The 13425-nt window shown below is 38.4% G+C and carries 8 protein-coding genes; 1 reads left to right on the top strand and 7 read right to left on the bottom strand.

Features of this window, described 5'->3' with window-relative positions:
- Positions 1-147 precede the first annotated feature (147 nt).
- Both EM308_RS15800 and EM308_RS15805 read right to left on the bottom strand, forming a co-directional pair.
- The gene (locus EM308_RS15800) at positions 148-1476 is read right to left on the bottom strand and encodes a rhamnogalacturonidase (protein ID WP_035635848.1); all 1329 of its coding nucleotides are present in this window, start codon (positions 1474-1476) and stop codon (positions 148-150) included.
- An 89-nt stretch (positions 1477-1565) separates the two neighbouring features.
- Positions 1566-3020: a family 43 glycosylhydrolase gene (locus EM308_RS15805; protein ID WP_231559997.1), complete on the bottom strand. Its 1455-nt coding sequence runs from the start codon at positions 3018-3020 to the stop codon at positions 1566-1568.
- A gap of 347 nt (positions 3021-3367) precedes the next feature.
- Between EM308_RS15805 and EM308_RS15810 the strand changes: the two genes are divergently transcribed.
- The gene (locus EM308_RS15810; protein ID WP_231559998.1) at positions 3368-4999 is read left to right on the top strand and encodes a family 43 glycosylhydrolase; all 1632 of its coding nucleotides are present in this window, start codon (positions 3368-3370) and stop codon (positions 4997-4999) included.
- Positions 5000-5236: 237 nt separating this feature from the next.
- Here EM308_RS15810 and EM308_RS15815 read toward each other — a convergent pair whose 3' ends face one another.
- The 5 genes from EM308_RS15815 to EM308_RS15835 all read right to left on the bottom strand — a co-directional run bounded on the left by EM308_RS15815 (position 5237) and on the right by EM308_RS15835 (position 13265).
- Positions 5237-6571, bottom strand: a complete 1335-nt coding sequence (locus tag EM308_RS15815) for a hypothetical protein (protein ID WP_035635851.1) — start codon at positions 6569-6571, stop codon at positions 5237-5239.
- Between the two features lie 3 nt (positions 6572-6574).
- A complete protein-coding gene (locus EM308_RS15820) occupies positions 6575-7927 on the bottom strand; it encodes a glycoside hydrolase family 88/105 protein (RefSeq protein ID WP_035635853.1) in 1353 nt (450 codons plus the stop codon).
- A gap of 263 nt (positions 7928-8190) precedes the next feature.
- Positions 8191-9480, bottom strand: a complete 1290-nt coding sequence (locus EM308_RS15825; RefSeq protein ID WP_035635857.1) for a DUF4861 domain-containing protein — start codon at positions 9478-9480, stop codon at positions 8191-8193.
- A gap of 47 nt (positions 9481-9527) precedes the next feature.
- Positions 9528-10610 (bottom strand): PKD domain-containing protein, encoded by a 1083-nt coding sequence (locus EM308_RS15830; RefSeq protein ID WP_081907239.1) that lies wholly within the window; start codon positions 10608-10610, stop codon positions 9528-9530.
- Positions 10611-10886: 276 nt separating this feature from the next.
- Positions 10887-13265 (bottom strand): DUF4982 domain-containing protein, encoded by a 2379-nt coding sequence (locus tag EM308_RS15835; protein ID WP_231559999.1) that lies wholly within the window; start codon positions 13263-13265, stop codon positions 10887-10889.
- Between the last annotated feature and the right edge of the window lie 160 nt (positions 13266-13425).

Here is a 13425-nt window from a genome sequence, read left to right on the forward strand (position 1 = left end):
TCCTTTTAGCCCCGATTGAAGTGGAAATCCTTTTGTAGATACGGGTTTTAAACCCGTCTCTACAAAAGATTGCAACGAAAAGCGGGACCCATCTTTCCTGAAAAAGCCAAATCTTTCTGCTCCTAAAAAAAAAACGGTTCCAAAAAATTACTCCACTTTCTTATTGTTTACAACAACATTTTTGAAAGTAACTCCTTTAATCAAACTTTTATCGATGTTGTCTTTTTTCGATTCGACTTTTATATTTTCGAAAGTGAAATTGGACAAACGAACATTCGGGTCGTTCTCTACACCGTAAAATGTATCGCATTTCAAATCGATGTTCTTTAAAGTAACGTGGTCTCCATAGGACAACGGGATATCAGGACGCCCTTTTAGGTCAAAAAACTGTTTCCAGGCAAAAATGGCAAGTCCGGTTTTGGCATCTCCTTTTATGTTTTCTACTCGAATATATTCGTAAAGTTGTGGCGTATCGGGTCTCATTTTTAGCCACAACAATCTCGAAGCTTCTTCGATTTTACAATTACGCATAATCACGTTTCGGTTATGAATGGATTCGCTTCCGTTTGTCAATGCCGAGTGGCAAAATCCAAAATGACAGTCTTCGATTATGATATTATTATTTGCTCCATTATTCGGATCCTTATCGGCGTAAGGGCCTTTTCCGCCCTTTAGTGCAATAGCATCATCGTTAACGGACATATAACAACCTTTTATCAAAACATTGGTGCAAATATCAACATCAATCGCGTCTGTACTTGGAGCTTTTATTTCCTTACCTGGCGAAAAAATGTACAAATCGATCAATTTTACATTATTGCATTTGTAAAAATGATTCGTCCAAAAACCGGAATTAATCAACTTAACATCTTGAAATTGAACATTATTGGAATTCCACACAAAAACCAAACGCGGTCTTGAAACTTCGAGATTGGTGCATTTTGGATTCTCTTTACGTCTTGCCCAAAATGCTTCGTAATATTTATATCCATTTCCGTTGATGGTTCCTTTTCCCGTGATAGAAAAATCATCAACTCCGTAGGCATTTACCAAAGCCGGGAAATAATCAAGGTTTTGTCCCTCCATTCGCGAAGGCATAATCGGGAAATTGGAAATATCGTCTGAACCTTTTAAAGTTGCTCCTTCGGAAACATGCAGACTTGTTTTGGGTTTAAAAAACAAGGCTCCGCTCAAGAACACGCCTTTTGGAATTATGATTACTCCTCCTCCATTTGCGGAAGCTTTGTCAATTACAGCCTGAATTGCTGCAGTCTGAATTTTGGTGCTGTCATTGTTTACACCATAATTAGTAACAACATACTGTTTACCTAATTTTTCTAATTTTATTTTGCTGTAATCCTTAAACCACTTTGAAATTGCCGTTCCATCGGGGAAAGTTTCGGCTTTGCTTTTTTGCGAAAATGTCATTTGCGAAAATCCGATAAGGCAAATTAACAGGCTAAAAATATTCTTCATTATGTTCACTTTTTATTAAATTATTATTTTTTTCTTTTTACTGTAATTTATTAATTGTGTGTGTGTTTATAAAAATTACAAGCTATGGATTAATTAATCATTATTTTATCCAACGAAATAAAATATCCCGTACTGCCATAATCTGATTTTCTTTTATCAGACCAATTGGATTTTTCGCCTGTCACATAAACCGTTAATTTATAATCGCCTTTTTTCAAAATCGGAGATTGGAATACCGCTGTTGATACTAGTGATTTGCTATACATATCAACTAAACAGCTTACTATAATTTTCCCTTTTTTATTAGATAATACAACTTTTGCATAACCGTTTTCGGTACTGACAAAACTATATAATGCAATTTGGCGACCGCTGAATTCGATTGAAAACGAAGCGTCTTTTTCATTGGATTTGCTTTCAGAACTTCCATCTTCACTAGCGATTTCTTGCCAATTTCCAGAAAATTTAATTTGCTTATCAGTATTTTCAATTATTTTATTGGTTGAATTAATTGGCGATGATAATCCCGTCGATAGGTTAATTTGCCATGCTTCCTGATATTTTGGTATAGAAAGTGAAGTTCCCGAAATAGTTAATGGTTGCCAAACATAAGTCGCCGATGAAGCCTGCTTTGGGAAAGACCATCTGTCTCCCATAAACATATAAGTCGTGCCTTGCGTTCCCTGAATTGGCAACACAAAAGTCGATTGCGAATTCCATGTTAATGAACCCTCTGGAGCAATAAGTCCTCTCGAAACCCAAGGCCCATATATAGATTCTGAAGTGTAGTAATAATTATCGTTGCGTTCCCAACTCGTAAGGTTTGAACCAATGAGATAATAAACTCCGTCTTTTTTTAACATCGTAGGCGATTCAAATCCCGTCGTCATATTTTTATTCACCTGCTCCACAACCGATTTATAATCATCTGCCAATCTATAAATTTCGCCTCCATGAATCAGAATATAACCTGAACCGTTTGTATCCTGAAAAGTTCCCATATCCCATTTTTTTATGGGTTTTCCGTCAAACAGCAATGCTCCCTTAAATTGATAAGGCCCAGTAATTGTTTTGGAAGTCGCATAACCCACAAATTGATCTTTATAGGTAATCGAGTCGGCGTGCATAAACATTAAATATTCTCCGGTTTTGGGACATTTCATTACTTTGGCTCTTTCGCCAACGCGGTTAGGCCCCAATTTTCCTGATTTTTGAAGAGGAAGTGCAACATTCTCAAATTTCCAATTGTAAAGGTCTTTTGACGAATAACAATTAAATCCCGCAAACGCATTACTGGCATCACTATGGGCTTCGCCAAAAAGGTAAAATTTACCATTATCCTTGATAATATTAGCCCCATGCGCACTTACAACTTTTCCGTTTTGGTCGAACCAAGGTGTCCCAGAATAAATTGCATCAGCTTTTCCTTGGAATTGTGCAAATGAAACAAATACGTTCATCAAAAGAATGACACCCATCATTCCTTTGCTAAAAAATTTAAAAATAGAATAATTATTTCGGAACATTTTTTGAATTAAATTCATAATTCTCAAATTTATTCCGTTTATTTTTTTTTTGTATCCTGTACTATCCGCTATTTTTCAATTCAAAAAAACAGGATGCTACAGGATAACCATTTGTAGGCTAAAATCTATTTTTACTTGGAATAAAATCAGCACTATTTGTTTTTTAACATATAAGTCATATAAGTTAGTTACTTAAGTAGTTTGTCATTTCAGTAATTAAAAAGAGAATATAAGTAAAATGTGTGTTTTAAAAGTCGGTATGACTTTGCTCGAATGAACTATTGCTCTTACTTATTTTAATCGAATAAAAAACTTATATGACTTATATGTTTCAAAAATATTACTAACCAACTTCACTTTAAACCATGATGACATTTAAACCAAAACAAAGAAGAAACAAATCCATTTTTATCAATGTATTTATGTTGACTTTAATAATTTGTGGAAGCACATTTTATTCGGCAAAATCACAAACATTGAACATCAAAAATGATGTGTTTTGGTACACCAAAAATAAACTTCCGATAAATAGTCAGGGTGGCGGAATCTTCACATTTCCCGACCCGAAAACAGGCGAAAAAAAATATTATTGGTATGGAGTCTATTACAAAGAAGCCGATACCTATCGTGACGATCCTTCTGTTACACTAAAAAATAACACATTCGAATCGGTTACTTGTTACAGCTCAACCGACTTGGTAAACTGGACGTTTGAGGCAAATGTTTTGACCAATGACGAACTCAAAAAACAACCTGATTACCGCAAAACCTGGGTTGGGCGTTTGGGTGTTGCTTATATTCCAGAAATAAAAAAATACGCGATGTTTGTGCAACACGGTGGTGAAGTATTGATTACCGTTTCGGACTCTCCAACCGGGCAGTTTACGTGGCATCAGCAAATAAGCATGAAAGAAATGATAGGCACGACCAACACCGGCGATCAAACCGTTTTTACCGACGATAACGGAAAATCCTATCTTATTTACAGTTATGGGCAAGGCCGAAATAAAATTTACGTTTCGGAGATTGGCATGAAAAACGGTATGGTAAACCTGCTGGATTGCACCGAAGTTTTCAAGGGCGAAAACCGTGAAGGAAACTGTATGTTCAAATACAAAAACAAATATTACCTCGCCGCTTCTAATATTTATGGTTGGGATTCTTCACTCGCCTATTACTTAGTTTCCGACAATATCCGAGGGCCTTATGAAGCTAAACAGGGAATGATGGTCATGAATGGTTGTGCCGATGATTATGCGCATGTGACCCAAACCGGATTTTTTGTTACACTAAAAGGAAGCAAACAGGAAACAGTGGTGTATTGTGGTGACCGCTGGGCAAATTTTGCCGGAAACGGATTGGGATATAACCAATGGTTTCCGCTTTCGTTTGAAGGGCATACGCCTTATTTTAATTCGCTTGGTTCTTGGAATCTTAATGTCAAAACAGGAGAATGGAACGTGGCTCCCGACAATAATTTTGTCAAAAACGGAAGCTTTGAGGCTGACCGCAGAACCGTTCCAAATCCAGTAAAACCAAGACAATCATTTATGACGGGTTGGAACAACAAAGTTATTGAAGGCAATCAAATTAGTTTTGATACAATTACTTCACCATACACCAACCATGAAAATAGTGAAAGCGACAGAAAAATAGTTATTGGCGAAAAAAGCCTGTCCATAAGCGACAAAGTGAATTTTAAACGGGAAGTGTCACAAACCATAACATCGTCTCCTTTTGTAAAACTCGAAAAAGGAAGTTACTCGCTGACTGCCAGAGTCAAAAACGGCGGAAAATTTACCCAACTCGAAATGTACGCCACCAGTAACGAAAAAACCCTGAAATACAAAATCACTGAAGAAAATACCGAATGGAAAACTATCAAAATAGAAAACATAAAAGTGGAAAACGAGAAAGTGATAATTGGATTCTTGGCTAATGGTTCTGCGAATGCTTTTTGCTATGTCGATGATATTTCGCTTGTGAAAAACAGGTAAAATTTGATTGCGAATTGAGCCACGGATTTTTACGGATAAAGCGGATTGGCACAGATTATTTATTAGAAATCAATAAAATCCGTGACATCCGTGACATCCGTGACATCCGTGGTTAATTTTGGAATTCAGTTTGATTTTGTAAAAAGTAAGGTTATTAATTAAGGATAAAAATTGTCATAAAATATAAAGCAAAAATGAGGCTCGCAAGCCTCATTTTTTGTTTAAACTAATCAAAAACTATTTCCTATTCAGCCACTCCTTCGGCACATTAACAATACAAATATTCATCGTGCGATTGTCCTCGGAAAGCATCGCCGATTGAATTTCAATTTTGGTTCCGTCCCTGTTAAAAGTCGGGTGAATGTGGTCAGCAGCGGTTTCTTTGTGGCCTGTTGTAAGCATCATCATTTCATTGGTTTTGCGGTCAATCAGGTAGAGACTTCTTGAAAAATCATCACCAACTGCCCATCTACCGTCTGCAGAACCATGAACGTGCCACAAACCGCTACCGCTTTTGGTTTGTCCTGCAATAATCATTTCTCGGGTTCTCAAATTCACAATTGCCAAACCAGTAGGTTTTTCGCGAGTACCCGTAGCTCCCCAATTGCTTTCCTGTCCGGGATTCACCGGGTTGCGTATCTCGCCGTTTTTGGCAGCTTCCACCGGAGCTTCTTTCTCTATATCAATTTTTCGGTGTCCCATAATCGCCATTGCCACCTCATCTTTGCCAATTACCGCTTCGTGAGTCACCCACTCATAATCGGCTTCGGGATACAGCGGTCGCAAACCCGAACCGTCTGCCATCACCGTCCAAGTGCGTTGTGGCGACTTCCCTCCTGTTTCCCAGCAAAAAACAATCTCGCCCGGATTCCAAATATTCGACTGAATATGTCCCACCTGAAAAGGTACCGAAACCACATGTTTCAACTCTCCTGTTTTAATATTCATACTGCCAATTCCTCCCGGCCCTGCACCCATGTTGCGTGGGCCAAAACTTTTTTCGATTACAACATCGGGTTTTAGGTATTTGGCCGCTTCTTCTTTTCCTTCCCTGAAATACACCCAATCTTCATTGGCATCCAAAGCCATATCACCCGAAGCACCCATTCCTGCTTTTGTGATTCCGCAAACTCTTTCATAAGCCGAAACAGGTTTCATTTTCCCCGCTTGGCTGTCTTTGAAAACTGCATCCAGATTGACCTCCATAACCTTCATTTTGTCCTCGCCAGCATTGCGCATAAAATACAGTTTCATCGACTTTTGCGCCATACACAGTGTTCCGGTATAACCGCCTTCGGTAACCTGAACCATCACGCCTGTTTTTTCATTGACCGCCAAGGCTTCGCCATTGGCTCTTTTGGTTCTGAAAATAAGCCATTCCCCATCAGCAGTCCATTGCGGATGCGTTGGATAGGTTTTGGAATCCCCTGCCGATTTGGTGGTCAAAAAAATTAATTCCTGTCCCGTTACCGGATCTTTTATGATCTTCTTTTCTGATGGAAAACGAGTTCCAATCTGACTAAAAGAGGCAACGGTAACCAATAAAAAAAGTGTATTAAAAACTGTCTTCATTTCTTACTTTGATGTGTTATCTTTCCCTTCAACTTTCAACTGCATGGCACTGTCGTTTATGTGGAATTGATTTCCTTTCAGCAACAGCATCACTTCTGCTCCAGCCAGCAAAACAGGACCATAACCGTGCGCAGCAAAAACATTTACAGGTCGGTAATAATAAAATGCCGGATCAAATCCCATACCGGTTCCCACACAAGTTCCTTCTACTTGTCCTTTATCATTTACTTTGGTTGACACGGCATTCCAACCCAATAATACAGCAGGGCCATAAGTCATTTTGTCAACATAGCCACGATTAATGGCTCTCGCAATCGAATAGGTATAAATCGCTGTTGCCGATGTTTCCAAATACGTATCATTTCTGTCCAATAATTGATGCCAAAATCCAGTTCCGTCCTGATATTGAACCAACCCTTTGATATGTTTTTGCAACTGCGCCAATACCTGCGGATATCCCGGATGATTTTTTGGCAGCACTTCCAGTAATTCTACCATAGCCATCACCGCCCAACCATTGGCTCTGCCCCAATGAAATTCAGGGTGGTCTTTCATAGACTCTACCCAACCGTGCATGTAAATCCCTTTTTGCTCATTAAACATTCTTGCTGAAAACTGATTTACCTGCTTTACAGCATCGTCAAAATATTTCACATCGCCTGTATAAGCACCCATTTGTGCCAATGCAGGAACACTCATAAACATATCGTCCAACCAAAGCGAGTTGTCCTGTGGTCTGTTTCGTGCCAAAGTTCCATCCTTCAACCTGAATTGTTTATTACTGATGAAATCAATATAATTTTTAACCAAAGGGTCAATATTTGCTTTCAGCCCTTCTTTTTTTGCTTTTATAAAAGCAGCACAAAGTGCTCCTGCAAAATCCAGTGCTTCGGGATGCAGGGTTTTAATCATATCTTTATCTTTGATATTCACTTCCTTATAATTCTCGGCCACATCTGCAATTAGCTGCATTCGCTTCGTATTATAATCGGCAAAATATTTTTCACCCGTAGCTTTTGCAGCCAAAGTCATTCCTGCATAGGTAACTCCCCATTCGTAACTCGTCAGTCTAAAAGCACCAGGTTCAAACATAATGTTTTCATTGCCCTTTTTATAATTGGTGATTTCGGCTTTTGTATCAGCATTTATGATTTTCGAAGCTGTGTTTTTGTCCAAAAAACCATAAATCCTGTCCAAAACCGCTTTTATGTCTCCTTGCTGCGGAACCACATACGGGGTTGGATAATTGGGTTTCATCAAATGCAATGGTGCTGTTGCATCGTTAACTTGGGCAATAGCCACGTTAAATACTCCAAGCGAGAACAGGACTAAAGCTTTGGCATATGTTTTTTTCATTGGTTAGAAATTAAAATTATTATTTGTATACTGGTTCTAATTATTAATTTGGAGCAGAATGATTTAGCCTTTTCAGTAAGCATTTGTCCCGCTATCCGTTGCAATCTTTTTATTTTTAAAGAAAAAATAAAAAGGATTTTCACTTCTATCGGGGCTAAAAAGAGCGATTTGGCTTTTTTGACATCATCCCAAAAAGCACTGAATCTGTTTGTAATTCAGACCTAAGAGGTTTTAAAAACCTGTTAGATCTCAAACTCAAATATTTATTTTGCCTCAACAACAATTTTTACAGAAAGCTCTTTTGCCAAATTAGTTACATATTTGGTAAAAAAGTTCGAATCCTCAAAACCTTTATCTGCACTCAATTCCCATCCGGCAACGGCATAATAACTGATTTCCTTGTTGTTTTCAAGAGGTAATTCTGCCAAATAACTGTCTGTTAACTGTCCTTTTTTAGGAGCTTCGAGGTAACCTTGATACCCTATTTTAGGTACCAAAATTGCGCTTCCTAAAATCCACTCGCGATTGTAGGTTAGTCTGTCATGCAGAAAGAGACACACAAAATCCCCAGCGTCTACCACTCCCACACTTCTCTGATTGTTGATATTTGATAGCGCCACAAGAAAAGTTTCATTCCCTTTAAGACCACTAATTGAAACTGTGTTTTTGTAGGCATACATTCCCGGCCAAATTGATGTTGTCTCATGAACTTGGTATTTGTTCCCCGAAGCTTCCCAGTTTTGATAATCATAACTTAAAACCGAATTTACCGGTCCTTCACTCACGATTTTAAAAGTCGTTTTCTCGACATTATTCACTGAATCGGTTCCCAGAATCCCTAGTCTTTTGATTTCATTATTAATCAATAAGGCATAGCCTCCCAATCCAACTGAACTCCCTACTGGAAAAACATCTCTTCCCCAATCGTACATTTGGTGGTAATTATCCTCTACCGCTCCTTTATCATTAATACCCACATTTTCTGGAGTAATAGCAGGAAGCTTTTTTCCAAAAACATCTTTGGCATTTCGACCATCCAAATAATGCCTAAAACCTACTTTATCATTCTCCCAAGTTGGCCCATCGGTTTGATAACGTTGATAGCCCAATGCCTTATACACTTCGTTGGCAGGCAAAACCTCTTCGGTAGCAGGTTTTACTGGTTCATCTTTTCCTGCTCTTTTCCCGAAACGAACACTGGTCCGAACAGGAAATTTTGGTACATCTTTAACCCATTTCAACTGAACTATTTTCTTTTCTTTGGCCGAAAAATCTGTTACCAAAAATAGTTCGTCCCATTTTCCGTCTCCATCCAAATCATTAACCTGAGATGGAATCGGTTCATTTTTATAGCTCAAAAGCGGAAAATCCTTTGCTATTCCTTTTTTGTCAATAACACTTCTTTTTATCGTTACCGCTTTATCCGTCAGTTTCATATCCGAGTCGTTGGATAACGTCACTGTAGAAATTACCCCATTCTGCTGTGCTCTGCAACTCATAATCGACAATACCGCCAAAGCTATCGGTACGAATAATTTAAAATTAGATTTCATTTTATTGTTTAAGTTTTTTTATGTTTAAGTTTTGCGAATCGACTTTTCTATTTCACCGCCACATCCCATATTTTAGACATTCTCGACTTTCCTTTTGGTCCTTCGATGTATAAAACAACAATGTATTTCCCAGCCTCTTTGTATTGATGTATAGGATTTTGTTCCGTTGAAGTCGTACCGTCACCAAAATCCCATTTCCAGGATTTGATTTCCCCTTCTGATTGGTCGATAAAAGCAACCATTCTTCGGTTCATGTCAACTGTGTAAAATTTCCATTTTGCAACAATGTCTTTTTTAAATTCTTTTTCCAATGGCATCAGCTTAAAAGGCAGACTATAATCGGCATTTCCATACATTTTGTGTTCTTTGGATAAATTCCAAAATCCGTTGTTGGCTTCTTTATTTACATCGTCATAATCAATAATTGCCCAACAAAGTCCAATGTTTTTGTTTTCTTCCAAAATAGATTCCACCGCTCTTTTGGGATCGTTTCCAGCATAGTCAAAAGGCGTAATCCAAAATTCCAGTGTCAACTTCCCCGATTCGCCCGGTTTAAAATTATAATGTGTCGCGGCATTCGCATACGGCAATTCCTTTATCCACGGCTGACTGCCCCAAACCAGCGTCCAGTCTTTGCCTTCTGCGGGAGTAAAAATATGATAATTTTGGGCATGAACTCCGTGATACGAAAAATAAGCGTCCATCGTATTCGTCAATGCTTTATTGGGATGAAAACGGTCAATGAACGGCCCACCAGATTGATCGGCATCGACAATCAATTCGAAAGTGTCATTATGAAGTCCTGGCAACGAAAAATCCCAATAATCATCGTAGGCTTCATATAAAAAATACAGACGGTTCAAACCTTTTACCCAAGCGACTTTTACCTTTACATCCAGATTTTTTGGATCAGCCTTGGACTGTTTTCCGCTGTCTTCCCAAAGTTCATTCATCCCAACGGTATAAGTCTCGGGAACCATCTTCCAATCATCGGCATTTCCGTCTATTGTTGGAATTTTATTGGCCGGAAATTGAAAAACTTTAAACATTCTCGTGTCCTGTGACCAACATTGGATTCCGAAAAACAGCAACAAAAATACTATCAGTATATTTTTTTTACTTGGTATCATCTGGTAATTTATTTGAATCAAAAAGCTTTTTTAAATTACAACTTTAGAATATATATCCCTTTATTTTTTTGCAAGATTTGGGGACTTTCATATAAGGCAACTTCCAAATATATTCATTAAAAATAGTTTTACTGTCCTGTAGCATAGGGTTCTCGAAAACATCAAATATCACGGTAGTATTTTTAAAAAAACAGCGAAAATCTGCGAAGTCTGCGAGCTTTTTTTTCACGCTGACTTCGCTGACTTTCCCAGATAAAACTAATTAATCCGACAATATTACTTTGATTGCAGGGCAATTTTCGCGCTTTTTAATCCTTTTCCGGTAACAGATAATTCGATTGCTCCCGCCTCTGTGGTTGATTGCACCAAAACGACCAATTTACCGCTGAATAATTTCATGGTAGGCAAATGGAATTGTTCCAATGAAGTTGCGTCACCATTACAGGCTGCACGATAAATTCCTTTTCCGTTTACGCTAAAGTTAAGCTGTTGCGTGGCCGTTGGACAAAGGTTTCCGTTTTTGTCCACAACCGAAACGGTGACGAAAGACAAATCCTCGCCATTGGCTTCCAGAGTTGTTCTGTCGGCTTCCAGTTTTATTTGGTACGGATTTTCAGCGGTATGAATTTCCTCCTCGGCAACCGCTTTTCCGTCTTTGTCTAGCGCCACCACTTTGAGGGTTCCCGGCTCGTATTTTATATCCATCCACATCAAACGATACCTCTTTTGTGGCGAGGTATTATTTTTTTTCTGAATTCCCATACTTTTTCCGTTAACGAAAAGCTCAGCGCTGTCATAACTGGTGTAAACAAACACTGGAGTCGTCTGACCTTCTCTTCCTTTCCAATTCCAATGTGGTAAAATATGGAGTGTTTTTTCATTGGTATTCCAACGACTTCTGTAGAGATAAAATCGATCTTTTGGTAAACCCGCCAAATCACTCAACCCAAAATACGAACTTCTGGAAGGCCATTTTTCGTCATAAGGTGTTGGTTCTCCCAAATAATCAAAGCCTGTCCAAACAAATTCGCCAATTACCCAAGGTTTGTCATCCTGCAAAATAAAATCATCTTCGGGCAGATTGGACCAACTGCAATATTCCAAATCATAGGAAGAACACTGATAATCATCATATTGTTTAGATACCGCTTTCTCGACCGGAAATTTATAAATACCACGGGAACTCACCGTCGATGCGGTTTCGGAACCTAATATAAATCCTTGTGGAAATTTTTTGAAAGCTTCATCATACAAATGAACACGATAATTCAGCCCGGGAATATCCATCAATGCACCAAATCCTGATTCCATCGTGGCTTTCACCTGATCCATCCCTACAGTAACCGGTCTGGTTGGGTCCTCGCGATGAAAAATTTCCTGTAACCATTTGGCTCTTTTCACGCCTTCGGCACCCCATTGGTCTGGCACTTCATTACCAGAACTCCACATCACAATTGATGGATGATTTCTAGTTGCGTGAACCAAATTCACAATATCTTTTTCGGCATCTTTTTCAAAAAAACGGTTATAGCCATTTTTTACTTTTGGCTTTGCCCATTCATCAAAACTTTCGGCAAGAAACATAAATCCCATTTCGTCACACAATTCCAATTGCTCCAATGATGGCATATTGTGCGAACTACGAATGGCATTGCAGCCCAAATCTTTCAAAATCGTTAATTGTCTGCGTAAAGCCGCCTTGTTGATTGCCGTCCCGATAGGCCCCAAATCATGATGAAGACAAACACCCTTGAATTTTCGGATTTGACCATTTAAGCTAAAACCTTTATTGGGTTCAAATTTAATGGTACGAATTCCAAATCGGGTACTAGTTTCGTCTTTCAGGACATCGCCATCATACAATTGCGAAATTGCCGTATAGAGATAAGGCGTTTCCGGACTCCACAAATGCGGATTTTTTACGGCAATATTTTGCTCAAATTCATTTCCAAAAAGAGCATTCGATTCATTTGTTGCCACTTCGTTTCCGTTAGCGTCTTTAATTTTTGTAATGATGCGTAGGTTTTCGCCAGAAATTTTTGTCTTAACATTCACTTTTGCCAAATCATCAGAAACCACCGGAGTTGTGATGAACGTTCCCCATTGGTCAATACTTTCTTTATTTTTGACAATCAATTTTACTTTTCGGTACAAACCGGCACCCGGATACCAGCGGGAAGACTCTCCCTTATTGGACAAATGAACTGCCAAATTGTTTTTTGCATTGGCAGAAACAAAATCGGTTATATCAAAATAAAAGTAATTGTAACCATAGTTCCATTCACCTACTTTTTTGCCGTTCACAAATACTTTTGGCTCGCTCATGGCACCTTCAAAAAGCAGAAGTACTTTCTTGTCTTTATTCAAATCAGGCACTGAAAACTGATTTCGATACCACGCTTCACCAATATAGGGCAAAGCTCCAGTTCGACCGGTTTTTTCGGTGGCCACTTTTTCTCCATTTTGGACAATAGCGGTCACTTGTTTGTCCACTTCTTTATCAAAAGGTCCATAAATAGCCCAATCATGAGGAACGGTTACCGATTGCCATTTTGAATCATTAAAACTATTTTCAAAAGCTTTTTCGTTTTGACCTTTGGCAAATTTCCATCCTGACTTTAGCTCAATAATTGTTGTTTTTTGGGCGAATGTCATTAGATTTAAAAATAAAAATGCCAAAAATAGGTTTGACTTACATTTCATTTGTCTTTTATTATTTTTTTTAGGAAAGTTATAATTTCATTTCAAAACTTGCTCTCAAAAATACCAATCCCAGAATCCTTTTAGACTGCTCACGAAGTCTATACAGAATCTG

Origin of the sequence: Flavobacterium gilvum (assembly GCF_001761465.1) — a bacterium.
Lineage (GTDB): Bacteria > Bacteroidota > Bacteroidia > Flavobacteriales > Flavobacteriaceae > Flavobacterium > Flavobacterium gilvum.